The organism is Streptomyces sp. NPDC002623 (genome assembly GCF_053592635.1).
Map to the genome: position 1 here is coordinate 41839 of NZ_JBSFWB010000043.1, position 23577 is coordinate 65415.

At 70.6% G+C, this 23577-nt stretch carries 19 protein-coding genes and 2 pseudogenes; 7 read left to right on the top strand and 14 right to left on the bottom strand.

Annotated elements, in window-relative coordinates; genetic code table 11:
- Positions 1-21 precede the first annotated feature (21 nt).
- Positions 22-1035, top strand: a complete 1014-nt coding sequence (locus ACWD4O_RS42010; RefSeq protein WP_451288319.1) for a hydroxyacid dehydrogenase — start codon at positions 22-24, stop codon at positions 1033-1035.
- 138 nt (positions 1036-1173) lie between these two features.
- On the opposite strand, the gene ACWD4O_RS42015 is transcribed toward ACWD4O_RS42010, so the two are convergent.
- Positions 1174-3399 carry a glycoside hydrolase family 36 protein gene (locus ACWD4O_RS42015; protein WP_451288320.1) on the bottom strand — a complete coding sequence of 742 codons (2226 nt, stop codon included), beginning with the start codon at positions 3397-3399 and terminating at the stop codon, positions 1174-1176.
- A gap of 100 nt (positions 3400-3499) precedes the next feature.
- Between ACWD4O_RS42015 and ACWD4O_RS42020 the strand changes: the two genes are divergently transcribed.
- Positions 3500-4615 (top strand): LacI family DNA-binding transcriptional regulator, encoded by a 1116-nt coding sequence (locus ACWD4O_RS42020; protein WP_451288321.1) that lies wholly within the window; start codon positions 3500-3502, stop codon positions 4613-4615.
- Between the two features lie 153 nt (positions 4616-4768).
- Here the strand turns inward: ACWD4O_RS42020 and ACWD4O_RS42025 are convergent, their stop codons facing one another.
- Genes ACWD4O_RS42025 through ACWD4O_RS42035 form a run of 3 tightly spaced genes read right to left on the bottom strand, consistent with a single transcriptional unit; the run spans position 4769 to position 7209 of the window.
- The gene (locus ACWD4O_RS42025) at positions 4769-6334 is read right to left on the bottom strand and encodes an MFS transporter (protein WP_451288322.1); all 1566 of its coding nucleotides are present in this window, start codon (positions 6332-6334) and stop codon (positions 4769-4771) included.
- A gap of 51 nt (positions 6335-6385) precedes the next feature.
- Positions 6386-6961 (bottom strand): TetR/AcrR family transcriptional regulator, encoded by a 576-nt coding sequence (locus tag ACWD4O_RS42030; RefSeq protein ID WP_451288339.1) that lies wholly within the window; start codon positions 6959-6961, stop codon positions 6386-6388.
- Positions 6958-7209: a multicopper oxidase domain-containing protein gene (locus ACWD4O_RS42035; protein WP_451288323.1), complete on the bottom strand. Its 252-nt coding sequence runs from the start codon at positions 7207-7209 to the stop codon at positions 6958-6960. Before ACWD4O_RS42035 ends, ACWD4O_RS42030 begins: the two co-directional genes overlap by 4 nt.
- On the opposite strand from ACWD4O_RS42035, the pseudogene ACWD4O_RS42040 reads away from it, so the two are divergent.
- Positions 7208-7534, top strand: a pseudogene (locus ACWD4O_RS42040) (DUF5713 family protein); the annotation flags it as partial. The gene ACWD4O_RS42035 and the pseudogene ACWD4O_RS42040 sit on opposite strands and share 2 nt — an antisense overlap.
- A 207-nt stretch (positions 7535-7741) precedes the next feature.
- On the opposite strand, the gene ACWD4O_RS42045 reads toward ACWD4O_RS42040, so the two are convergent.
- Together ACWD4O_RS42045 and ACWD4O_RS42050 are read right to left on the bottom strand one after the other, a co-directional pair.
- Entirely contained in the window at positions 7742-8905 is a 1164-nt protein-coding gene (locus ACWD4O_RS42045; protein WP_451288324.1) for a sensor histidine kinase, read from the bottom strand.
- The gene (locus ACWD4O_RS42050; protein ID WP_451288325.1) at positions 8902-9576 is read right to left on the bottom strand and encodes a response regulator; all 675 of its coding nucleotides are present in this window, start codon (positions 9574-9576) and stop codon (positions 8902-8904) included. The genes ACWD4O_RS42045 and ACWD4O_RS42050 overlap by 4 nt, the downstream gene beginning before the upstream one ends.
- A gap of 232 nt (positions 9577-9808) precedes the next feature.
- Between ACWD4O_RS42050 and ACWD4O_RS42055 the strand changes: the two genes are divergently transcribed.
- Complete coding sequence (locus ACWD4O_RS42055) at positions 9809-11050, top strand: DUF418 domain-containing protein (RefSeq protein WP_451288326.1); 1242 nt, start codon at positions 9809-9811, stop codon at positions 11048-11050.
- Positions 11051-11144: 94 nt separating this feature from the next.
- Entirely contained in the window at positions 11145-11834 is a 690-nt protein-coding gene (locus tag ACWD4O_RS42060; RefSeq protein ID WP_451288327.1) for a hypothetical protein, read from the top strand.
- Between the two features lie 79 nt (positions 11835-11913).
- Here the strand turns inward: ACWD4O_RS42060 and ACWD4O_RS42065 are convergent, their stop codons facing one another.
- Positions 11914-12129 carry a hypothetical protein gene (locus ACWD4O_RS42065; protein WP_451288328.1) on the bottom strand — a complete coding sequence of 72 codons (216 nt, stop codon included), beginning with the start codon at positions 12127-12129 and terminating at the stop codon, positions 11914-11916.
- A gap of 538 nt (positions 12130-12667) precedes the next feature.
- Between ACWD4O_RS42065 and ACWD4O_RS42070 the strand changes: the two genes are divergently transcribed.
- Entirely contained in the window at positions 12668-13318 is a 651-nt protein-coding gene (locus tag ACWD4O_RS42070) for a hypothetical protein (RefSeq protein WP_451288329.1), read from the top strand.
- 68 nt (positions 13319-13386) lie between these two features.
- Here the strand turns inward: ACWD4O_RS42070 and araD are convergent, their stop codons facing one another.
- From araD to ACWD4O_RS42105, 7 genes are all read right to left on the bottom strand, one after another.
- The gene (gene araD / locus ACWD4O_RS42075) at positions 13387-14112 is read right to left on the bottom strand and encodes an L-ribulose-5-phosphate 4-epimerase AraD (RefSeq protein WP_451288330.1); all 726 of its coding nucleotides are present in this window, start codon (positions 14110-14112) and stop codon (positions 13387-13389) included.
- Positions 14113-14143: 31 nt separating this feature from the next.
- Positions 14144-15661: an L-arabinose isomerase gene (gene araA, locus ACWD4O_RS42080; protein ID WP_451288331.1), complete on the bottom strand. Its 1518-nt coding sequence runs from the start codon at positions 15659-15661 to the stop codon at positions 14144-14146.
- 14 nt (positions 15662-15675) lie between these two features.
- Complete coding sequence (gene araB, locus ACWD4O_RS42085) at positions 15676-17361, bottom strand: ribulokinase (protein ID WP_451288332.1); 1686 nt, start codon at positions 17359-17361, stop codon at positions 15676-15678.
- A gap of 182 nt (positions 17362-17543) precedes the next feature.
- Positions 17544-19349, bottom strand: a complete 1806-nt coding sequence (locus ACWD4O_RS42090; RefSeq protein ID WP_451288333.1) for an RICIN domain-containing protein — start codon at positions 19347-19349, stop codon at positions 17544-17546.
- A gap of 37 nt (positions 19350-19386) precedes the next feature.
- On the bottom strand, positions 19387-21567 hold the full coding sequence (locus ACWD4O_RS42095) for a beta-galactosidase (protein ID WP_451288334.1): 2181 nt from the start codon (positions 21565-21567) through the stop codon (positions 19387-19389).
- 37 nt (positions 21568-21604) lie between these two features.
- Complete coding sequence (locus ACWD4O_RS42100; protein ID WP_451288335.1) at positions 21605-22537, bottom strand: carbohydrate ABC transporter permease; 933 nt, start codon at positions 22535-22537, stop codon at positions 21605-21607.
- Positions 22534-23475, bottom strand: a complete 942-nt coding sequence (locus ACWD4O_RS42105) for a carbohydrate ABC transporter permease (RefSeq protein ID WP_451288340.1) — start codon at positions 23473-23475, stop codon at positions 22534-22536. The genes ACWD4O_RS42100 and ACWD4O_RS42105 overlap by 4 nt, the downstream gene beginning before the upstream one ends.
- A 16-nt stretch (positions 23476-23491) precedes the next feature.
- Between ACWD4O_RS42105 and rpsK the strand changes: the two are divergent.
- A pseudogene (gene rpsK, locus ACWD4O_RS42110) lies at positions 23492-23577 on the top strand (30S ribosomal protein S11); the annotation flags it as partial.

Here is a 23577-nt window from a genome sequence, read left to right on the forward strand (position 1 = left end):
CCGCCTCGAAGCAGGAGCCCCATGTCCAACCCACACCTGCCCTCAGCCGTGTTCGCGATGAACCCGGTACACCTGCCCGAGCTCCTTCCGCCACACCTGATGGCGCGGCTGGGGGAACTGGTACGGATCGACTCGACGCTCGTCGTCCAGGACTTCACCGACCCGGCCGCGCAGGCGGCCCTGGCCGAGGCCGAAGTGCTGATCACCGGGTGGGGCTGCCCGCACATCGGCGCCGAGGCGCTGGCCGCCGCGCCCCGGCTGCGCACCGTGCTGCACGCGGCGGGCAGCGTGCGCAGCCTCATCGGGGAGGAGGTCTGGCAGCGCGGAGTGACCGTCTCCAGCGCGGTGCAGGCCAACGCGCTGCCGGTGGCGGAGTACACCCTCGCCGCGATCCTGTTCGCCGGCAAGGACGCCTTCGGCCTGCGCGAACGCTTCCGGGCAGAGCGGGTCCACCCGGCCCCGGCCGACTACGCGCAGGTCGGCAACCTCGGCCGGCGCGTCGGGGTGATCGGCGCCTCGCGGGTCGGCCGCAGGGTGCTCGAACTCCTGCGGCCCTTCGATCTCTCGGTCGCCCTCTACGACCCGTACGTGGACGAGAGCGAGGCGGCTGCCCTCGGCGCCACCTCGCTGCCGCTGGAGGAACTGCTGCGCACCAGCGACATCGTCAGCCTGCACGCTCCCGACATCCCGCAGACCTACCGGATGCTGGATCGCGACCGGCTGGCGCTGATCAGGGACGGCGGTGTGCTGATCAACACCTCGCGGGGCGCGCTTGTGGACCCCGACGCGCTCGTCGACGAGCTGGTCGGCGGACGGATCAGCGCCGTGCTCGACGTCACCGAACCTGAGCCGCTGACCGCCGCGTCCCCGCTCTACCGGCTGCCCAACGTCTTCCTCACCCCGCACATCGCCGGATCGCTCGGCAACGAACTTCAGCGACTCGGCCGCACGGTCGTCGACGAGCTGACACGCCTTGGATCCGGGCTCCAGCTCGCCCATGCGGTCCACCGGGCGGACCTCACGATCAGCGCCTGAACCACCCCGTCGGCTCCGGCCTTCGTCCGGTGTCCACGTCCTCGACCTGCCCTTCCTTCTCCGGCGGAAGCACCGCGGCCTCTCGGCGAACTCGCACTCACCGAGAGGCCGCAGCCGTGTCCGAGGGCGGCCGGCCTCTCACACCGGCGCGCCCGGGTCGGCGCCGAAGGACAGCAGCACAGCCGACTGCTCCGCCGGGAGGGTCACCCGCACGGTGCGCTCCCGGCCGTCCCAGTCGTACGTCGGCTGCGGGCCCGCCCCGAACACCAGGCACGGCCGGTCGGTCTCGGCGGTCCACGGGAGCGGCACGGTCACGGTCTCGGGTGCGCCCGCACGGCGCCACAGGGCCAGCAGTGTCGTGTCGCCCCGGTCGCCCGCCCCCTCCGCGGTCAGCGCGAGGGCGATCCAGCCGTCGCGCCAGCCGGGCAGACCCAGGGGCCAGCGCGGTCGGGCGCCCGGCAGCAGGGAGCGGTAGGTCTTGTACCTGTCCACGGCCCGGCGCACCAGGGCCGACTGCTCCGGGGTGAGGAGATCGGGACGGCCACTGAGATGGATGCGGCCGAGCATGGCCGAGACCATCACCATGCCGAGCTCGGCCTCGCTGTGCTCCGGCAGCGGGTACGCCCAGATCGCGCCCTGCTCGGGGGTGACGGCGCTGGGGGCCGCGGCGGCGATGGCGGGCAGCAGCCGGAAGTCCTGCTGGTCGGTGACGGAGTGGATCGGCAGCCGGGACAGGACGGCGTGGTCGGTGCGGCTGCCGCCCGCCGCGCAGCTCTCCAGGACCAGGGCGGGGTGCCGGTCGAGGACGCCGTCGAGCCAGTCGAGGTAGGCGCGGTTGTGGCCGAGCAGCCCGTCCCCGGCGCTGGTGGCGCCGTCCGGGCCGTCGGTGCCGGGGCCGATGTCGATGTTGTAGTCGAGCTTGAGATACCCGACGCCGTGGTCGTGCACCAGCCGGTCCACGACCCCGTCGAGATGGGCGCGCGCCGCCGGGTGGCGCAGGTCGAGCTGATGACGGCCCCACTCCACCAGACGGACGCCGTCCCGGCGGAAGAAGGCCTCGTCCGGCAGGGCGGCGGCGACCGGGCTGCGGACGCCCACGACCTCCGGCTCCAGCCACAGCCCGGGGACCATGCCCGCGTCGCGGACGCGGTCCAGCACCTCCTTCAGCCCGCCGGGGAAACGGGTTGCCGACTCCTCCCACTCACCGACGGCGTCCCACCAGCCGGGCACCCCGCCCGGGCCCACGGCGCCGCGCGGCTCGGCGTCGTACCAGCCGGCGTCCACGCAGAAGTACTCGGCGCCCGCCGCCGCGGCGGCGTCCACCAGGGGCAGCAGGGCCTCGGTGCTCGGCTCGCCCATCAGACTGTTCATGAAGTCGTTGAAGACCACGGGCAGGCCCTGGTGGTCGGGGTGCGGGCGCCGGGTGGCGCGGCGGTGCCGGGTCAGGGCGGCGAGCGCGGCCTCGAAGCCGCCCGTGGGCACGAGGGCGACCGAGGCGGGCACGGTACGGAACGACTCGCCGGGGGCGAGAACGCGGCGCCACTGATGCTCGCGGTCCGTCGGCCCGGACAGGGCCAGGTACACGTCGTCGAAGCGGTCGGCGACCTCGGCGTGCCAGGAGCCGTTGTGCTCGATCTGCCACAGCAGCGCACGGCCGGTCCGGGGCTCCTCGAGGCAGCCCATCGGCAGATGCTCGGAAGAGGACCACGAGCCCGTGCTGGTCACGGCGATCCGGTTCTTGGAACCGGTCTGGCCGAAGGGCACCATGCCCACGTCGTACAGACCGCGGTCGGCCAGGGTGGCCCTGGACCAGCGGTACTCGCCGCTCCAGGGATTGGTCGCCACCCACAGGGCCAGGCCGTCCTCCCAGCGCTCGCCGTCACCGAGGTGGCGGGCGAGGTTGGAGCAGATGAAGGAGGAGACGTACTCCAGGGTGAGGTGACGGTCGCCGGCGTTCTCCAGATATGCCTCGGTGCCGAGCACCGGTATGCCCTCGCGCAGTGCGCAGACGGCGGTGACGCGCAGGCCGGTGGTCTCGTCGGCCATCCGCACCCGCAGAATCCGCACGCCTTCGCCGCCGCGCCGCTCGTGGACCTCCTCGTGACCGGTGTAGCGCAGGGCGCCCGAAGCGGCGCCGTCCACGTGGCGCTTGCCCGAGGTGCCCAGCCGCCCGCTGCCCGTGGTCTGGATCTCGACCAGCGGCAGGGCGCGCTGCGCGAGGAGCGCGTACCGCGCGGGTTCACGCGCCGGGTCGGGCAGTGTGTCGGCCTCGCCCACCGCCAGCAGCCGCACCGGACCGGCTGTGTCGAGGGACAGGAGCAGGGACAACTCGTCGGTGCCCCAGCGCAGGTGGGTGACGGACATGGCGGGCGACTCCGAGGTCATAGTAAACGATTACTGTCGAGAGACCGTAGTTCGCGCACCATCTGGCCGCAAGACGCGTAACGTGCAGTAACGTCGAGCTGTGACGGACAACGGAAGCGGTGCTCGAACGAGCTCCGAACTCAAGCAGACGGCCAAGCGTCGACGCGACAACAGCGCGAGCGACAGGCCTAGCACCATTCGTGATGTCGCCGAGAAGGCCGGAGTGTCGGTAGCAACCGTTTCCCGAGCCCTCGCCGGAAACTATCCGGTCTCAGAAGCCACCCGTGCCCGGGTCATGGCGGCGGTCGAGTCCCTCCACTACGTGGTGAACGTCCATGCCAAGGCCCTCTCCGGCCGTGTCGCGGGCCCCATCGCCCTGGTCCTTCAGGACATCACCGGCCCCTCGCTGGCCCATGTCGCGGCAGGTGTGGAGCAGGAGGCGGCGGCCCGCGGCAGGCTCAGTCTGGTCTGCGCCACCCACAACGACCAGGACAGGGAGGACGACCTCGTGCAGCTCATGCGCGAGCAGCACGCGGCCGCGGTGGTCCTCGTCGGCGGAGCGATGGTGGACGACGCCTACCACGCCCGCATGGCCGACTACGCCAGGGCGCTGGACGCCGTCGGCTCCAGGCTGGTGCTGTGCGGCCGGCCCGCGCTGCCGACCAGTCTGCCGGTCACGGTGGTCGACTACGACAGCCGGGGCGGCGCCTTCCAGGCTGTCGACCACCTGCTCGGCGCGGGACACCGGCGCGTCCTGTTCCTGGGCGGTGATCCGTTGATCAGCAGCGCCGAGCAGCGACGGACCGGCTACCGCCAGGCCTTGCGGGCGCACGACGTCGCATACGCCGAGGAACTGGACGTACCCGGTTCGTACACCCGGGTCTCCGGATATCAGCGGACCCGGGCCGCGCTGGAGGAGGGGCTGAAGTTCACGGCGATCTTCGCCGGCACCGACATGGTGGCCGTCGGCGCTCTGGCGGCGCTGCGTGAGGCCGGTCTGTCCGTGCCCGGCGACGTGTCCCTGGTCGGTTTCGACGACGTCCCGTTCGCCGGCGACCTGACGCCCGCACTCACCACGGTCCGCGTCCCCTATGAGGACATCGGACGCACCGCGGTCCGCCTGGCGCTGGAGCGGGAGAACCGCCTGGCCGTCGACGACCACGTGGTGCTGAGCACGCAGCTGGTGATCCGGCAGTCGGTACGACCGCCGAAGTGACGCCGGTGGGGCCGCTGTCGGGGATGCGGCCGACTTTCCTGACTTCGTGACCGTGCTTGTACCGTCGGTGTCGGTGTCGGTGCCGGTGCCGATGGCGCGGCCGACGGCGCGGGGACGGGTTCGACGACAAAGGTCGGGCCCGAGTGCTCCGCCTCAACGGGCCGCCGACTCTGCCGACTCGGCCGACTCGGCCGGCCCCGAGGGCGAGGTCGGGGAGGGCGTCGGCCGGGCGAGTCGGCGGGCGGTGAACGCGCTGCCGGCGAGCAGGACCGCGGCGGTGACGGCCAGGGTGAGGACATAGCCGTTGTCGAACGCGTCGTGGGCCGAGTCCAGCAGTGAACCCGCCTGATCGGCAGGCAGCCGGCCGGCGGTGACCAGGGCCGCGTCGAGGCTGTCCTTCGCCGAGTCCGGTACGCCGGCCGGGAGTTGGACGGTGGCCGTGTAGAGGTTGCCGAGGGTGCTGCCGAGGATCGCGACGCCGGACAGACTGCCGAGTTCGTACGAGACCTCTTCGACGGAGGCGGCCATGCCTGCGCGGTGAGCAGGTGCGTTGCCCATGATCGCGGCGGACGCGGCGGTCATCGCCAGGCCCATCCCGGCGCCGGTCACCAGCAGCCCGGGCACCACCCAGGCCGGGTGGTCGGGGTGGACCCTGACGAGGGGCAGCGCACCCGGGGTGAGCAGCAGGGTGAGCAGGACGCCAGCCGCGCCCGTCAGCAGGCCGCCGACGATCAGCGGGCGGGGGCCGACGCGGTAGGCCAGCCCGCCCGCGATCACCCCGGTGGGCAGACAGCCCGCCGCGAACGCCGCCACCAGCACGCCCGCGTGCAGCGGAGTGAGACCGGCGACCAACTGCAGCCGCTGGGTGAGGATCAGCTGGACGCCGGCCGTCGCGAACATCGCCAGTGCGGCGGCCACGATGCCGGACAGGATCCGGGGGTCGCGCAGCAGCGTGAAGTCGAGCAGCGGGTGCTTCCGGCGGCGCTGACGCCGTACGAACCACGTCAGTCCGGCCGCCCCGACCGTCAGGGCGATCACGACGTGCGTCGGGTCCGGGGCGGGCTTGGTGGCTTCCTTGACCGCGTACACCAGACCGACGAGCCCGACCATGACCTGCGCGGACCCGACGAAGTCCCAGGGTGTCTCCGAGCGGTCCGACGCGCCCGGGGCGAGTATCGCGCCGGTGACCAGGGCGAGGATCACCACAGGGACGTTGATGAGGAAGACCGAGCCCCACCAGAAGTGTTGGAGCAGCAGGCCGCCGAGGATCGGGCCCAGCGCGGTGCCGACCACGGACATCGTGCCCCATACGCCGATCGCGATGTTGCGCTCGCGCTCGTCCTCGAAGGTGACGCGGATCAGCGACAGCGTGGCCGGCATCATCGCGGCGGCGCCCACGGCCAGGAGGGCCCGCGCCGCGATCAGTGCGGCAGGCGAGGGGGAGAGGGCCGCCGCGGTCGAGGCGATGCCGAACAACGTCAGCCCGGCCAGGAACATCCGCTTGTGCCCGACGCGGTCGCCGAGTGTGCCCGCACCGAGCAGCAGTCCGGCCATGACCAGCGGATACGCGTTGATGATCCACAGTTTCTGGGAGGGATCCGCGTGCAGATCCTCCGTCAGCGTCGGCAGCGCGGTGTACAGCACGGTCATGTCGACCGATATCAGCAGCAGCCCGACGGCCACAGTCACCAGCAGCCCCCAGCGTTTCGCGGCGCTCATGTCTCCCACTCGTCTTTCGTGAAGGTGGATGCCCGACGCCGTCACGCGGTGTCAGACCGGGTCGGTGTGCTCCGGCTCGGTGAGGGAGAGCAGCCTCTGCCGTAGGGCCTCCCGGACCGGCTCGGACAGCGGGACGTCGCTGGTGGCGTTGTGGAGCCACAGTCCGTCGATGGCCAGCCGGGCCAGGAACAGGTCGATGTCCGAGGGCTCGACCGACTCCGTCGGCGGGGCCCAGCGGTGCATCATGTCGTTCCACACCTGGGCGAGACCGGGGTGGCTCACCGACTCGATCATGAATGCCAGATCTGCCTTGCTCGCCCCCGCCAGAGTCCCCGCCCATACGTATGCGGCGGTGGTGTCCCGTACGGATGCCTCGTCGATCGGCTTGCCCAGCTCCGCCCGGAGCATCTCCTCCCACGAGCCGGTCAGATGGTGCTGGATCGCCAGCAACAGCTCCTCCCGGGTGCGGAAGTGGTACATCAGGCCGCCCTTGGTCACCCCGGCCTCCTCGGCCGCCGACTCCAGGGGCAGACCGGTGATGCCGGCGCGCTCGGTCACACGGATCGCGGCTTCCAGGTGCCGTGCTCCCGCTTCCCGCTTCCGGGAGGCGGGTCGGGCGGTGCTCAGACGACGCGGAAGTTCGCCATGATCGCCATGTCCTCGTGCTTCAGGTTGTGGCAGTGGAACATGTACCGGCCGCGGTGCCCGGCGAAGCGGGCCAGCACGTCCACGGTCTCGTACGGCCGTACGTCCACCGTGTCCTTCCAGCCGCGTTCCTGAGCCTCCGGAGCCCGTCCGCTCCGTGCCTCGATCTGGAAGTGCGCCAGGTGGAGATGGACGGGGTGAGGGAAGTCGCTGGAAGGCGAGGTCGCCATGGCGGTCACAAACCAGCGGGTGGCGGGTTATCCGTTTCTGAACGGGCTGTTCGAGGACGACTACTTCCCCGATCCGGTCGTCACCAGAGGGAAGGAGATCCTGCTGAGGCTGTGCGCGCGGATCGAGGCCGAACAGCCGCCGGGCCTGGCGGCGCTCTACGCGCTGACCGAAGCGGCCACGGAGGAGTTCAACGCGCTGCAGGCCGAGTTCGAGGCCGCCGGCAGTGAGATCGAGACCGTCGCGCGTGAGGAGATCTGCGAGGACTTCGGGTTCGTGGCCTCGGCGTACGGGTTCGAGGACGCCGACGTCGACAAGTTGGTGGCCGTGGGTGGCTACGGCGAAGGCGATCAGCAGCGACCGTATGCGCCGTTTCCGGTGCGCGCCGCGGGCCCGGCCAGGGATCGGGCCGGGATACGGCGGTGGCCATGTCTCGGTCATTGAATTCCCCTTCGTACCACGAGCCTTGGAGCGGTGACTGTGAGCCGACGGTGTGCGGAGAACTCTCGTGCGGGACCTGGACGACCGCCAGAGTCATGTGTCCCGGGTCGTCGGCTCACCCCCTACCAGGCGTGCACCCCCGTGAGCCGGGATCCGCAGGCTCACCTCGTAGCCGCCGCCCGGGAGAGTCCCGAACTCGATGTCGGCGCCCAGGAGTTCGGCGCGCTCCCTGAGGCCGACCAGGCCTTGGTGGGAGCCGGGCAGAAGGAGGGAGGGCCGGGTGGGAGGTGTGTTGGCGATGGTCACGCCGAACGTCGCGCCGTCGTCGGCACGCCACAGTCTGACGGTCGCGGTGGCGCCGGGGGCGTGCTTGCGGACGTTGGTGAGGGCTTCCTGGACGGTGCGGTAGACGGCGCGCTGGGCGGGGGAGCTGATGTCGGGGGGCAGTTCGCCGATCAGGTCGGCTTCGATGCCGCTGGTGCTGACGAGTCTGTGGAGGTCGGCGAGGGTGGGCTGCGGCGTGAGTTCGGTGGCCCGGCCGTCGGAGGCGCGGAGCAGGGTCACCATATGGCGCAGTTCGTCGAGGGTGTCGACGCTGAGGGAGCGGATGGTGCGGGCGCCTTCTTTGAAGTCCGGGTCCGTGGCGGCGACTTGGAGGGCGCCGGCCTGTACGGCGATCAGGCTGACCTGGTGGGAGACGACGTCGTGCATCTCGCGGGCGAGCTGGGCGCGCTCGCGGGCGAGGACGGCCTGGGAGTGCAGCAGACGTTCGTGTTCGCGGGCCTCCTCGATCTCGACCAGTCGGCCGGCCAGGTCTCGTCTGGCCTGCACGAGTTGGCCCAGCAGGACGGGGGCCGCGGCGGTGGCGAGGGTGTAGAAGAAGTAGACCAGGGTCCAGGTGCGGTCGTGCGAGCTGATGTCGCTGAGCGGCCAGGGGGCGGCGGAGGCGAGGGCGAACAGTACGGCGCACACACCGAGCAGCCGCCGGTCGCGGGACCGTTCGGCCAGCGTGAACAGGGCCGCGAACGGGGCGAACACGATGGCCAGCATGAGGCTCGCGGGGAGGGTGAGCAGGAACACCGGGAGCGGGAAGCGCCGTCGCAGGGCGAGACCGGCGCAGGCCAGTGCGGCCATGGCCTGCGCCATGGGGGCGGCGTCCTCCAGGCTGAGCAGGACGTCCACGACGGCGACCGTGACGACCACGGCGTCGACGGCAGGGGCGGGGATCCGCTCCCACCAGGCTCGCGCCGCGGTCATCGCCCGGGCTCCGAGCGGCGCGGCCCGTTGTCGAGCAGCCCGGCCCGCTGCGCGAGCAGCGCCGCCTGCACCCGGCTGCCTACCCGCAGCTTGGTGAGGATGGCGCTGACGTGATCCTTGACGGTGCCCGCGCTGAGGTGGATGCGGGTGCCGATCTCGGCGTTGGACAGACCTTCCGAGACCAGCACGAGCACGTCGCGCTCGCGTTCGGTGAGCCGTCCGATGCGGGCGGCCTCCTCGGCGTCGGCAGCCGTGGTGGCGGGGCGACTCTCCCAGACGGCACGGGACGCCTTCGGCGACATGACGACCCCGCCCGCGGCCAGCGTGCGGACGAGCTGAACGAGTTGTTCCGGCTCGGTGTCCTTGAGCAGGAAGCCCGCCGCGCCGGAACGCAGCGCGGTCACGATGTACTCGTCGGCGTCGAACGTCGTCAGCATCGCCACCACCGGCGGCTCCGGAAGAGCGTGCACCTGCCGCAGCACGGTCAGCCCGTCGACGTCCGGCATCCGGATGTCCAGCAACACGACGTCGGGACGCTCCCGCCGTACGGTGTCGACGGCTTCCGCGCCGACCGTGGTGGCGACGACCTCGATGTCGTCGGCCGAGCCCAGGATCAGCTTGAAGCCGGACCGCACCAGGGCCTCGTCGTCCACTACCACTACCCGGATCACACGCGCCCTGCCTGGTCGTAGGTGTGCGTACGTCGTCGGCCGTACGGCGATGCCGATTGTCCCTGCTCCGACCGTAGACCGGGAACCGCCTCTCGAGACGGCCCGGCGGGACACTCCCGCCGTCCGGGGGGAGGGGTCCCGCCACCTGGGGGAGAGGAGGTGACCGAGCGGCGGGGTAGCACCGGACACCTGTCGGATACCTCGGTCCAGGGCCGCTCGCCAGCCTGAATGCATGACCCACAACGCAGACGACACGGCACTCGCGGCGCCGACCAGAGCGCCGTCCCAGGCCGTGGAGAACGACCCGTCCGGGACTCCGAGCACCGAGCGGGTCCCGGTCGGCCGCCTGATCGGCGTGGACCTCGCCCGGGGTCTCGCGGTCTTCGGCATGTACGCGGCCCATGTCGGCCCCGACCCGTCCCGGGGCGGCGTCATCGGCCACCTCATGGAGCTGGCCCACGGCCGCGCGTCCGCGCTCTTCGCCTTCCTGGCCGGCTTCTCGATCATCCTGATGACCGGCCGCCGCACTCCGAAGACGGGCCGGGCGGGCCGTCAGGCGGTTGCCAAGGTGGTGATCCGGGCGCTCGTCCTGCTGGTCCTGGGCACCGCGCTCACCATGAGCGGCACCCCGGTCGAGGTGATCCTCGCCTTCTACGGCCTGTACTTCCTGCTCGTCCTGCCGCTGTACCGGCTGAGCGCCCGCCCGCTGGCGATCATCGCCTTGGTCGGCGCCCTGGTTCTGCCGCAGATCCTGTACGTCGTACAGCGGGCGCTTCCGGCGGACGGCGCCGACGGCATCTGGGCCTGGCCCGCCGACGCCAACGGCATCGTCTCGCTCCTCTTCACCGGTAGCTACCCGGCCCTCACCTGGATCCCCTTCGTCATCGCCGGCATGGCCGTGGCCCGCCTCGACCTGGCCGCCACCGCTGTCCGCGCACGCCTGGCGGCCACCGGTGTGGCGATGGCCGTCATCGGCTACGGCGGCTCCTTCCTCGCCCTGCACCTGGCCCCCGGCGCGCTCAAGGCGCTCGGTGCCGCCGGCTGGGGCGACGGCGGATCGGCCGCGTCCGCCTGGTGGTCCGACACCTGGGGCTACCCCGACGGCAGCACCCCGGCCGGGCTCCTGGTCGCCTCGCCGCACAGCGAGACGACCCTGTCGATCATCGCCAACGCCGGTGTGGCGATCGCGGTGCTGGCCGGCTGCCTCGCCGCCGTCGATGCCTTCCCGCGCTTCCACCGCCTGGCCCGCCCGGTCATCGCGGTCGGCTCGATGTCCCTGACCGCCTATGTCTTCCACATCGTCGGCATTCATCTGCTCGGCATAGCGGAGCTGCCGGGTTCCCCGCTGCATGTTCTGCTCGGCTTCATCTCGGCGGTGACGGTGTTCGCGACGCTCTGGTCCCGCTTCTTCCGCCGAGGCCCCCTGGAGTGGCTGCTGGGCAGGGCTGCCAAGCCCGCCGAACTGGTTCGTTGAACGGCAGGCACTGCCGCCGGAAACACCCGCTGACCGGGCCTTCTCCGTTCCCAAGACCACCGACCGTTCAGATATCACCAACAGGAGTCCTTCGATGCTGCTCAACCCGCTGCCGTCCTCGAACCGGCGACCGCTGCGCTTCTCCAGAACGTTCGTGACCGTCACCGTCGCCACGACCCTGGCTGCGGTCGGCCTGGCCCTCGGAGCGGCCACCCGATCCGACGCCGGCACCGGGGGCGAGGAGACCAGGACGCTCGACGAGCTGTACGCCGCCGCGAAGGCCGAGGGCGGCAGGCTCGTCGTCTACGCAGGCGGCGACTGGAAGGACCAGCAGGACGCCACCAAGCAGGCGTTCGAGCACCAGCTGGCCGCCGGGAAGAAGGCCATCGGGCTGGGCGGCTGGGTCACGCCTGACGCCGGCAAGGACCCCGCGGCCGAGACGATCGGTATGCTCCCGAACTCCAGTGACCCCTTCGTGGCCTGGGGCCAGCGGGAGGCCATCCTCAAGAACGCCAGGCACCCGGCCGCCGCGAAGCTCTTCCTCAACTGGCAGCTGTCCAAGGAGAACCAGACCAGCGACCTGTGGTCGGTCCGCACCGATGTCGCACCGCCCGCCGGACTGAAGAGGGTCTGGCAGTACGACAACGCCGACCTCGACGGCTTTGCCTCCTTCATGCAGGACCGCGCCGCCGCTGAACGCCTCCGCCAGCAGATGACGGTGTACATCGGCGAGGTCGAGGGCGCACCGACCCCGGGCCGCCTGGGCACGCACCCCGGTCGCTGACTGCCGGGACTCGAACGGGAACCGACGCCCATGGGCCGCGGAATCGCCCCCGGTGCGGGAGGTCCGGCGGATCGCCTGCTCAGCTCAGGCGTTTGCCGAGGCGGAGGGCGATCTCGTCGACCGCGCGGGTCATGGCTCCGGTGGGCTGGGGACGTACCCAGAGCAGGACGCGGTCGACTCCTGCTGCCGCGTAGGCGTCGACGTCCTCCAGCTCACCGCCGAAGAGAGTGACGGGGATGGGTGTGCCGCTGCCCGGCTCCACCGCACGGAGCCCCGGCCCCGCGCCGACGGTCACCACCGCGCCCCGGTGATCTCGCCTCCCTTACGCAGTGCGAGTGAATCAGCCGATTCTTCAGGTCGGGGCAGGTGGCGGGTCTTCTACGGTCTCTGTATGGATCCGGGGGCGGCAGGAAAGGCCCTGCGGGTGGGGGACCGGTGGAAAGGCGCACCTGATGTCGGGGTTGGGGAAGTCACCGGACGTGCCCAGGGTCCGGGCGGGCCGCTGCGGTAGGCCTGGAGCGTGGGCCTGGGGCGCGGTGGGCGTGGCCTGTCTCGTGGGAACAGCGCTGACTTTCAGCGGGCCGTGGGTGGCTGGAAGTGTGGCGGCGCGGATGGTGGCTTTCGGGCCGTCCATCGGTTGTTGGGGGTTGGCGGTCTCCCTGGTGCTCCGTGCCTGGGGGGCGAGTGGACGGGTGCGGACGCGTCTGCTGCTGTTGGGGGGTTCGGCCGTCGCCGGGGGTGTGTACCGGGGGGCGGTCAACGTACTGTCGGCTCACCCCCCGGGTTCGGGACAGGACGGGCGATCGCTGCTCGGTTCGGTGGTGGTCACCGGAGTGACGCTGGCGGTCGGCCTGGGTATGGCCGGTCTGGTGGTCGCGGCCGATGCCGGCAAAGGCCGGCGTGTGTTGCTGCGGCGTGTGCTTGACGGGGTCGTCACCGCCGGGGCCGTGTTCATGACGGGATGGGTGCTGCTGAGGGGGGCCAGTGACGGCTGGCGGCTGGGGACGGGAATGGTCGGTGTCCTGTGGACCGCGGAGGTCGTGTTCCTCAGTTTTCTGTTCGCCCTGTGCCGTCTCGTACGGGGCGACCAGAGAGTCACCTTGTGGGTGGGGATCGTCGGGCTGTCCCTCATGCTGATCGGCGACACCCTGCGCCTGTGGACGGTCGGCCCGCACAGCCCCGAGGCGATGTCCTGTCAGCTGGTCGACACCTGCAATACCGCGGGCCTGCTGGTGGTCGCCGTCGGTCCTTGGGTGCCCGGCGGGGCGAGCGTACTGGGCACTGCTCAGCCGACGTGGCGATGGGGGATGGAGAGTGCGGCGGCGTTCATTCCCCTGACGGTCTGCACGGTGACGGCGCTGGGATATGTCCTGGCTCCTCCGGCCCGTGACCCGGTTCCGCTGTTCGTCGGAGGGATGGCGCTGCTGAGCCTCTGGGCACGCCAGACGTTCCTGCCGAACGAGAACAGCGGAAACGACGACTGAGTTCCTGTGCGCTCGTCCTCTCCTGCTGCGGCCGGTGCCGGGGCCGTCGGCGCGACTGACAGGGCTTGTCACGTGGAGGCCGCCATCTCCGGGTTCCCGTAGTAGGCGTCGGGGCCGTGTTTGCGGGTGTAGTGGCGGTTCAGGAGGTGCGGGGGCGGCGGGGCCGACGGAGACAGGGCCAGCGTGTGTATGGCGATGTCGGCGACGGCCTCGCAGATGATGGCGTGTTCGAGGGACTTGCGGGCGCTGGAGCCCCACGTGAACGGGCCATGGTTGGCAACCAGTGCGGCGGGGACCTCGACCGCTTTCTGATCGTCTTCGTGCAGCGTGTCCACGATGATGCGGCCGGTGTTGTACTCGTAGTCCTTCGCGCACTGCTCGGCGGTGAGGTCGGGGGTGCAGGGGATGGGGCCGTTGAAGGTATCGGCGTGGGTGGTGCCCAGGACGGGCACGTCGCGCCGGGCCTGGGCGAAGGCCACCGCGTGGGTGGAGTGGGTGTGGGTGACGCCTCCGATGGACGGGAACGCCAGGTAGAGACAGCGGTGGGTCTCGGTGTCGGTGGAAGGGCGGAGGTTTCCGTCGACGACAGCGCCGTCGGAGAGACGGACGGTCACCAGGTGGTCGAGTGTGAGGTCCTCGTAGGGGACTCCAGAGGGCTTGATCACGAAGACCCCGGCCTCGCGGTCGACGCCGCTCACGTTGCCCCAGGTCAGCGTCGCCAGACCGACCTGGGGGATGGTCAGGTTGGCGTCCAGTACCTCTTGCCGCAGGCCGTCGCGGACTCGTGCGGTCATCGGTGCTCTCCTCGCGTGCGGGTCTCGGACGTCACAGGGCCTGGGCGAGGCGGTGGTACGCGGCGTTCCAGCGGACTTCCTTGGCGAACTGCTCGGAGGCGGTGTTCTCGTCGATGGTGAGCAGTTCGACGCCGGTCATGGCGGCGTAGTCGGTCAGGGTCTCCAGGTCGACGGCCGAGCTGAGGACGGTGTGGTGCGGGGCGCCGGCGAGCAGCCAGCTCTCGGCGGATTCGGCGAGTGAGGGGCGTGGTGTCCACACGGCCCTGGCCACGGGCAGCCGGCGCAGGGGTTCGCCGGGTGCGATGACGTCGACGGCGTTGGCGGTGAGCCGGAAACGGTCGCCGAGGTCGGAGAGGCCGACGACGACGGCGGGGCCCTCCGCGGCGTCGAAGACCAGGCGGACGGGGTCCTCGCGGCCGCCGATGGACAGGGGGTGGATCTCGCAGCGGGGGCGGGCCGCGGCGATCGAGGGGCAGACCTCCAGCATGTGGGCGCCCAGGACGCGCGGAGTGCCGGGACCGAGGTGGTAGGTGTAGTCCTCCATGAAGCTGGTACCGCCTGGTTGCCCGGCGCCCATGACCTTCACGGTGCGCAGCAGGGCCGAGGTCTTCCAGTCGCCTTCGCCGCCGAAGCCGTAGCCGTCGGCCATCAGCCGCTGGACGGCGAGACCGGGCAGCTGGCGCAGGCCGCCGAGGTCCTCGAAGTTGGTGGTGAAGGCGGTGAATCCGCCCTCGGTGAGGAAGGCGCGCAGGCCCAGTTCCTGGCGGGCCGCGTACAGGAGGGAGTCGTGGCGTATGCCGCCTGGGCGCAGGGCTGGGACGAGGTCGTACGACTCGACGTACTCTTCGGCGAGTTCGGCGGCGGCTTTGCCCTCGACCGCGTCGACGACGGCCACCAGGTCGTTGACGGCGTAGGTGTTCACGGAGAAGCCGAACCGCAGCTGGGCCTCCACCTTGTCGCCCTCGGTGACGGCCACGTCGCGCATGTTGTCGCCGAAGCGCGCGAGGCGCAGTCCGCGCGAGGTCTGCCGGCCGACGGCGGCACGGGCCCAGGCCGCCACGCGCCTGACGACCCTGGGATCGGTGGCGTGACCGGCGACGATCTTGCGGTCCACGCCGACCCGGGACTCGATGTGCCCGAACTCGCGGTCGCCGTGGGCCGCCTGGTTGAGGTTCATGAAGTCCATGTCGATGCTCGGCCAGGGCAGCGACAGGTTGTACTGGGTGTGCAGGTGCAGCAGCGGGCGGTCCAGGGCGCTGAGTCCGGCGATCCACATCTTGGCCGGGGAGAAGGTGTGCATCCACACGATCACGCCCACGCAGGCGTCGGAGGAGCTCGCCTCCTGGCACAGCCGCCGGATCGAGTCGGCGTCGGTGAGGACCGGCTTCCACACGATCTTGACCGGGATCTTCCCGGGCCGGCCCAGGGTCTCGGAGATGCTGCGGGACTGTTCGGCGACCTGGTGCAGGATGTCGTCGCCGTACAGGCCCTGGCTTCCGGTGAGAAACCAGATCTCGTGGTCGGGGTAGGGCGTGGTGTCGGTTTCCATGAGGGTTTCCCTGTTCAGGAGGAGGCGGATGCTTCGGCGCGGAGATGGCGCAGTCGGTGCATGACCTTGTTGACCCCGCGGCCGAAGTAGTCGTGCAGGAGCCGGTATTCGGCGTACAGACGGTCGTAGGCCGCGGCCCGCTCGGGGTCGGGCAGGTAGGCCTCGCGGTGGACCTTGCCCATGGCGCGGGCCGCGGCCCGGATGTCCGGGTACGCACCGGCGGCGACCGCGGCGTGCATGGCGGCGCCGAGTGCCGGGCCCTGGGCGGAGCCGATGAGGCCCAGCGGACGGCGGGTGACGTCGGCGTAGATCTGCATGAGCAGGGCGTTCTTGGTCAGACCGCCCGCGATGACGAGCTCCTCCACCGGCACTCCGGCGGTTTCGAACGCCTCGATGATGGTGCGGGTGCCGAACGCGGTGGCTTCCAGCAGCGCCCGGTAGACGTCCTCCGGGCGGGTGGACAGCGTCAGGCCCACCAGGACGCCGCTGAGGTCGTGATCGACCAGGACGGAACGGTTGCCACTGTGCCAGTCCAGCGCGATCAGGCCGTGCTCGCCCACCTTCTGCGTGGCCGCGAGGGCGGTCAGGTGTTCGTGCGCGTCGCGCCCCAGAGCGGCGGCCTGCTCGGCGTACGAGGCGGGGAACCCCGTGCGGACGAACCAGCCGAAGATGTCGCCGACGCCGCTCTGCCCGGCCTCGTAACCCCATAGGCCCGGCAGGATGCCGCCGTCGACGACGCCGCACATGCCCGGTACCGAGGCTTGTCGGTCGGAGCTCATCACATGGCAGGTGGAGGTGCCCATGATGGCGACCATCCGTCCCGGCTCCACGGCCCCCGCCGCGGGTGCCGTCACATGGGCGTCGACATTGCCGACGCACACCGTGATGCCCTCGGGCAGCCCCGTCCAGGCGGCGGCTTCGGCCGTGAGCGCCCCGGCCGGAGTGCCCAGTTCGCCGATCGGCTGGTCCAGTTTGGCGGTCACGAAGTCGGCGAAGTCCGGGTTCAGTGCCGTGAGGTAGTCGGTGGACGGGTAGGCGCCGTCCTGGTACTGGCCCTTGTACCCGGCGGTGCAGGCGTTGCGGACGTACGTCCCGCACAGCTGCCACACGATCCAGTCGGCGGCCTCCACCCAGCGCTCCGTCCGGCGGTAGACCTCCGGGTCCTCCTCAAGCATCTGAAGCGCTTTCGCGAACTCCCACTCCGAGGAGATCCGTCCGCCGTACCGCTCCAGCCAGGCCTCCTTGCGTTCGGCGGCCAGCGCGTTGATCCGATCCGCGTGGCTCTGGGCGGCGTGGTGGCGCCAGAGCTTGGCGTAGGCGTGCGGGCGGCCGGCGAGTTCCGGTAGTTCACACAGCGGGGTGCCGTCGGCGAGCACCGGAAGGACCGTGCATGCGGTGAAGTCCGTACCGACGCCGATCACCTGCTCGGGCCGTACTCCGGAACGGCTCAGTGCATCCGGCACCGCGTGGCGCAGGACGTCGATGTAGTCGGAGGGCACTTGCAGGGCCCAGTCCGGCGGCAGCCCTGTCCCGTCGGGCAGCGCCCGGTCCAGGACCGCGTGTGCGTACGCGTGCTCCGCCGTCCCCAACTCCGCCCCGTCGCGGACGCGGACCACCACGGCCCGTCCGGACAGGGTGCCGAAGTCGAGTCCGACGACGCAGGGTTCGAGGCTCGCGCGGTCATCGTGCCGTGTGTTCACAACGGGCCGTCTTTCTGCTGAGAGATGGTTCTGGCGGGCGTACCACGGAATCCACGTCCGTGAGGGGGAGCGTCAGTCGCTCCCGCTGATTCCAGCGGTGCCTTGGTGGCGAGTCCGAGTATGACTGCGCAGTCATGTCTACGCAGTCATACTCGATACGTCAAGAGCCCGGAAGGTGGGACTTACTGGACGAGTTCCCAGTCCTGCGAGCCGTCCGTGAGCGCGGTCTGCAGGGTCAGCTGTGCCCCGGCGGATGCGCCGGTCAGGTACAGGCTGGTGTTCTTGACCGACTGCAGTCTGTAGAAACCGTCGCTGGTCTTGACGAGGTTCCAGCTGCCGGTGGCGCTGTTGTCGACCCATTGGCCGATCTTCTGGCCGGCCGTGGCGTTGCCCGTCCAGATCGCCGCCGCGCGGCCGCCCGACTTGTTCAGCAGGCTCATGCCGCCGTTCGGCTCGGTCGTCACGTGCCAGTACTGGGTGTCCGCGTTCGCCGCCGACCCGGGGGCCTCCAGACGGACGTCGGGAACGTCTCCGTTGCCGATGTTGGCGTCGTTGGTCTTGTTCCCGGTGCCGATCACCTGGTCGGTCTTGCGGTTCACCAGTTGGTAGTAGGCGCCGTCCGTGTGACCGAGGTCGACCTCGGCGAACTTGAGTGTCGAGGTGCCCTGGTTGTTGAGGATCGAGATGCGGCCGGTGGCCTCGACGTACTGCAGGTTGCGGCTGTAGCCGGCCCCCGAGGTCGTCTGGTACTCCTTCCACGTGCCGTCGCTGCGTCCGCTGTCGTTGACCCAGACGTTGCCGCTGCCGGCGGCGTTGTAGACCAGGCGACCGCCGGGAAGTCTGATGAGGACCGGACTGCCGCCCGTCGTGAGGGCGTGGGAACCGCTGTCGAGCGGCAGGGTGGTGACGCCCGTGCCCGTGGCGGAGCCGGTGTAGAACTTCAGCGGGTCGTCGGCGAGCACGTATCGGGTGTTGGCTCCGCCGCCCCAGTACTCGAAGGGCAGCATCCACTTGCCGTCCGTCGTGCGGACGACGTTCGCCATGCCCGGCCGTCCGCCGCCGATCTCCGTCTTGCCGCCGCCCATGTTCTGGGTCAGTCCGGCGACGTCGACGACGGGGGCGCTCCACGAGGCGCTGGTGCCGTCCCAGGTCTTGTGGGCGAGGATCTGGCCCTGGGAGTCCGTGGCGGTGTCGTTGGCGGGGTCCAGGGTGGGGACGCCGGTGGTGGCGTCGAAGCCGGTGTAGTCGTTCTCGTCGGAGTAGTAGCAGACGAGCTTGCCCTTGTGGACCATCAGGTACGGCTCCCAGACGGGGTCCACCTGGTGGTCGGTGTTGGCGGCCGCGATGTTCTGGCCGACCGCGCCCGCGCTGCCGCCCTGCCAGCCGCCGGTCGCGACGACGTTCTCGACCTTCCAGGTCGCGCCGTCGTCGGTGCTGGAGTACAGGGCGATCGCCAGGTCCTTGCGGTCGCCGTCGTTGGTGGGCGTCCAGTTGGCGTCGGCCGCCTTGTGCTCCTTGTAGTAGTAGTCGTCGCCCGACACGACGCTCGCGAGCAGCAGCGTGCCCTGCTGCAGGTTCCCGACGTCCTGCGGGAGGACGTAGAGGTAGGGGTTGGTCCAGTTGCTGGTGTACTTCGCGTACTTGGCGTCGCTGGAGAGATACGCCGGAGCCTTGACCTCCGACAGGGACTGCCAGGTCGTTCCGTGGTCGTCGCTCTTGTAGACCGGGAGGGTCTGCTTGTCGGCGCTGCCGGTCGCCGTCACGACCGTGGACTTCTCGAACGACGCGACCAGGCGTCCGCTGGGCAGTTCCGCCGACTTCGGGTAGATCGCGCAGTTGCCCCGCCCCTTCAGGCACGGCTCGCTGCCGAGCTGGTAGAGGGTTCCGCCCGTCGGGCTGTACGCCTGCGCGGTGGACGCGGGTATGGCCAGCATCACGGACGCTCCGACGACGCCTCCCAGCGCCTTCGCCAGCCTTCTTCTCTGCATAGCCCCTCCTTTGGGGATGACCACGGTGGTGCGGGTTCTATGAGCGGTTGTGGGTTTCGGAGGCAGGGGTGCCCTCGGGGTCGGCGGAGACGAACACGCGTACGTCCCAGGGACCGAGGTCCAGCGCCGTGCCGGCGAGGACGGATGTTCCGTTCAGCGCGTCGGACAGGTCCACCGGTACGGGGACGCTCGCCTGCTCCCAGCTCCAGTTGTGGACGATGTGGACGCGGCGTCCGTCGGGGGAGGCGCCGGTGGTCACGGTGACCGTCGCCGGGAGGTCGCCCCAGGCGTGGCGGGCGGACGGCGTCAGCCATTCGGCCAGCGAGCGGGCGAGGTCACGGCCGGGCACGGTGCCGACGTAGGTGATCCGGCCCGCGCCGTTGCGGCGGGTGGTGACGGCGGGCCAGCGGCCGAAGTGCGGGTGGTCGTAGGTGACCATCACCTCGGCGTCCGTGACGGTGAGGCCGTCGGCCCAGTGGGTCGCCGTCGCGCCCTCGGGGAGGGCGAGCGGTCCTCCGGGCACCTGCCGCACGGGGACCTCCCGGAGGAGGTTGCTGAACTCGTCGTAGCTGACGCCCGCGGCCTCGGTGAGGCGCCCGGGGGCCCGCTCGGCACGGGCGCGGGCCTCGTGGTCGGCGTAGCCGGTGCGCGGGCCGAGGACGAGGTGGCCGCCGGCTTCCGCGTAGGCCGCGAGCCAGTCGAGCGTGGTGTCGGCGGCGAGATACAGGCCGGGGACGACGAGGACGGGGTGGCGGTGGGCGGCTTCCTGCGGGGTGAGGCCGTCGCGTTCTCCGCTCGGGTCGTGCAACTGCCGGGCGTGCACGATCCGCACCTGGCGGCCCGCGTCGAAGGCGCCCCGGTAGAAGGGGTCGAAGATGCGGTGGTAGGCCTCCGGGTCCGGCTCGCCGTCCGGTTTCGCGAACGGCGGGTACTTCTGCATCAGCCACTTGCTGGGCGTCGAGTAGACCATCGTGAGGTCGGCGTCCGGTTCCAGTCCGGCGACGAGCTCTCCCGCCGCCTCGAACTCGCCGCCGAGCCGGGCGAGTTCGGCGTAGGTGCGACCGGGCTGTCCCGTGTGCGGGAGGATGCCGCCCCAGTAGGTCTCGGCGCCGAAGTGCAGGGTGTGCCAGTGCCAGTACTCGATCATGCGCGCGCCACGGCCGACGAGAGCCCAGGCCGCCTGGCGCCACTGTCCGTCGTAGCCGGGCCGGTTGTCCCAGGGGAAGCCGATGGAGCCGGCGTTGGTCTCGGTGACGAGGAACGGCTGCTGGCGGGAGGAGAACATCCAGTCGGCGGTCTGGTACAGCGACCACACGCCGGTCGTCTGCCACTTCTGCTCGTGGTCGTCGGGGGTGGGGTCGGGCAGCAGCAGGCCGTCCTGCATCGCGTAGTAGGGGTTGCCGGAGGCGATGTCGAGCCGGTCGGTCAGCTCGTCGTCCTCCACCGCGGGGCGCTTGTAGGAGATGCAGGTGGTGACGAAGTGCTCGGGGCGGGCGTACCCGCGCACGATGTCGGCCTGCCAGCCGATGAACTCGGTGACCTGGCGTGCCTGGAACTCCCGCCAGGCCACGTCGTACTGCGGCTGCACATTGCCGTCCGGGGTCCACAGGTCGGCCCAGGTGGACAGCCGGTGCGACCAGTAGACGAGCCCCCACTCACGGTTGAGGGTCTCGACGTCGCCGTACTTCTCCCGCAGATGGTCGACGAACCGCTGGAAGACGCCGTGGTTGTGGAAGAGCTCCAGGCCGGGTTCGTTGTCGACCTGGAAGCCGATGACCGCGGGGTGGTCGGCGTAGCGGGCGACGATCTTGCGGATGACGCGCTCGGCGTGGAAGCGGAACGCGGGGTGGGTGAAGTCGGCCTCCTGGCGGGCGCCCCAGCCGATGCGCTCACCGGTCCGCCGCTCGCCCGTGATCTCCGGGTACTGACGGGCCAGCCACGGCGGGACCGCGTACGTGGGTGTGCCCAGGACGACGGAGATGCCGCGCTCGTGGGCGCCGTCGAGGACCGGCTGCAGCCAGTCGAGGTCGAACCGGCCGTTCTCGGGCTCCCAGGTCGACCAGACGGACTCGCCGACCCGGATGACGGTGACATGCGCGTCCGCCATCAGGTCGAGGTCGGTCTTGAGGCGTTCGTCCGGCCGTTCGGTGCCATAGGGGGGTCGGTATTCGTGGTAGTACGCGGCGCCGAACAGGACGCGGGCAGGCAGAGCCGCCATGAAGGGAACCTCCGGAAGATATGGGGGGTGGGGGGAATTACTGCTTGACGCCGCCGGCGGCCAGGCCGCTCTGCCAGTACCGCTGGAGCATCAGGAAGGCCACGACGAGCGGCACGATCGAGATCAGGGACCCGGTGACGACGAGGGCGAGCATGTCGCTGCTGGCTCCGGCCCCGCCGTTCTGTGCCTGCGCGGCCCAGGAGGAGAGGCCGACGGTGACCGGGTACAGATCGGGGTCGTTCAGCATGATCAGCGGCAGGAAATAGTTGTTCCAGGTCGCCACGAGGGTGAACAGCAGCACGGTGACCAAGCCCGGCGCGAGGAGTCGCAACACGATCGTGCCGAAGATCCGTGCTTCCCCGGCGCCGTCGATGCGGGCGGCCTCCAGAATGCTGTCCGGGACGGCGTCCTCGGCGTAGACGCGCATCAGGTAGAGGCCGAAGGGGTTGACGAGGGAGGGCAGGATGACCGCCCAGGGGGTGTTGACCAGGCCGGCCTTCGCGAAGAGCAGATAGGTCGGGATCGCCAGGGCGGTGGCCGGGACCATGACGGCGCCGAGGACGAGGTTGAAGGCGGCCCGGTCCCCGCGGAAGCGGAACTTGGCGAACCCGTACCCGCCGGCGGCCGCGAGCAGCGCGGCACCGACCGCGCTGACTCCGGCGTACACGACCGTGTTGAGCAGCCAGTGCACGAAGACGCCGTCGTCCTGGGTGAAGGTCTCCCTGATGTTGGTCAGCAGCTGCGGGGCGTGCGAGAACCACAGGCCGAAGGTGTTGAACAGGTCCTGGGTGCTCTTGGTCGAGGCGACCAGCAGCCAGAACAGCGGGAGCAGGAAATAGGCCAGGACGGCCAGCATGGCGATGGTGAGCGGGGTGCTGCGACGCCGGGTGGCGGACCGGCGCCGAACCGGTGCGACGGGGGGCGGGCCCGTCATGGGGGCGGCCTTCGCTGTCGGGATCGTGCTCGTCACGGGGTCCTCCTGCGGTTCGCGGTGAGCAGGACGGCGTAGGAGGCGATCACGATGACGAGGCCGAGGAGGAAGGACACCGTGGCCGCGTAGTTGACCTGTTGGCCGGTGAAGGCGAGCGTGTAGGCGTAGAGGTTGGCGGTGTAGGAGCTGCTGATCACGTCCGGGGCGATGCTCATCAACAGCTTCGGCTCGTTGAACAGCTGGAAGCTGCCGATCACCGAGAACAGCAGGGTGAGCAGGATCGCGGGCCGGAGCGCCGGCAGTTTGATCGACCAGGCGACCCGCCAGGCGCCGGCGCCGTCCACGGCGGCTGCCTCGTACAACTCCTCGGGGACGGTACGCAGGGCGGCGTACAGGATGATCATGTTGTAGCCGACGAACTCCCAGGTCACGATGTTCGCCAGGCTGCCCAGCATCCAGCTGTCGCTGAGGAAGTCGGGGACAGGCAGGCTGAGTTTGCGGCTGAGCTGGGCGAACGGGCCGAAGTCCGGGCCGTAGAGATAACCCCACATCAGCGCGGCGACCACGCTCGGCACGGCGTACGGGACGAAGATGCCGAGCCGGATCACGCGGGCGAGGCGGAGCAGGCCGCTGTCGAGCGCGAGAGCGAACAGCAGCGCGAGGAGCAGCATCAGCGGGACCTGGATCACGAAGAACAGCGCGACGCGTCCGATGCCGTGGAGGAACTGCGGGTCGCCCAGGGCCTGGGTGTAGTTGTCGAGGCCGACGAAGGCCGTCCCGCCGATCAGGCGCTCCTGGAAGAGGCTGAGGTAGGCGGCGTAGCCGAGCGGGGCGAGGAACAGCAGCAGGAACAGCACCATGAAGGGTGCGACGAACAGTGGCCCTGCTGCCCGGTGACGGCTTTTGCCGCCGCGCCCGAGAGGGGTCGGCCCGTCTCGTCGCCGGCCCTTGGGGGAGGCCGCGGTTGTGGCAGTCATCATCGGCCCTTTCTGAGGAATGGGCGCCGGTCGTGAGACCGCCATCCGCTCCCTGCAGGCGACGGGCCTCGAGGTCGGCTCCATCCACGACGTCACCCCGAC

Bases quoted from the DNA above. Each gene is read 5' to 3' on its own strand.
- araD (WP_451288330.1), bottom strand. From the start codon at position 14,112: ATGACCGCACGAGTCCGCGACGGCCTGCGGCAAGAGGTACTGGACGCC.
- ACWD4O_RS42105 (WP_451288340.1), bottom strand. From the start codon at position 23,475: ATGACTGCCACAACCGCGGCCTCCCCCAAGGGCCGGCGACGAGACGGG.
- ACWD4O_RS42010 (WP_451288319.1), top strand. From the start codon at position 22: ATGTCCAACCCACACCTGCCCTCAGCCGTGTTCGCGATGAACCCGGTA.
- ACWD4O_RS42025 (WP_451288322.1), bottom strand. From the start codon at position 6,334: ATGAGCGCCGCGAAACGCTGGGGGCTGCTGGTGACTGTGGCCGTCGGG.
- araA (WP_451288331.1), bottom strand. From the start codon at position 15,661: ATGGAAACCGACACCACGCCCTACCCCGACCACGAGATCTGGTTTCTC.
- ACWD4O_RS42045 (WP_451288324.1), bottom strand. From the start codon at position 8,905: ATGACCGCGGCGCGAGCCTGGTGGGAGCGGATCCCCGCCCCTGCCGTC.
- ACWD4O_RS42055 (WP_451288326.1), top strand. From the start codon at position 9,809: ATGACCCACAACGCAGACGACACGGCACTCGCGGCGCCGACCAGAGCG.
- ACWD4O_RS42090 (WP_451288333.1), bottom strand. From the start codon at position 19,349: ATGCAGAGAAGAAGGCTGGCGAAGGCGCTGGGAGGCGTCGTCGGAGCG.
- ACWD4O_RS42095 (WP_451288334.1), bottom strand. From the start codon at position 21,567: ATGGCGGCTCTGCCTGCCCGCGTCCTGTTCGGCGCCGCGTACTACCAC.
- ACWD4O_RS42035 (WP_451288323.1), bottom strand. From the start codon at position 7,209: ATGGCGACCTCGCCTTCCAGCGACTTCCCTCACCCCGTCCATCTCCAC.
- ACWD4O_RS42060 (WP_451288327.1), top strand. From the start codon at position 11,145: ATGCTGCTCAACCCGCTGCCGTCCTCGAACCGGCGACCGCTGCGCTTC.
- ACWD4O_RS42015 (WP_451288320.1), bottom strand. From the start codon at position 3,399: ATGTCCGTCACCCACCTGCGCTGGGGCACCGACGAGTTGTCCCTGCTC.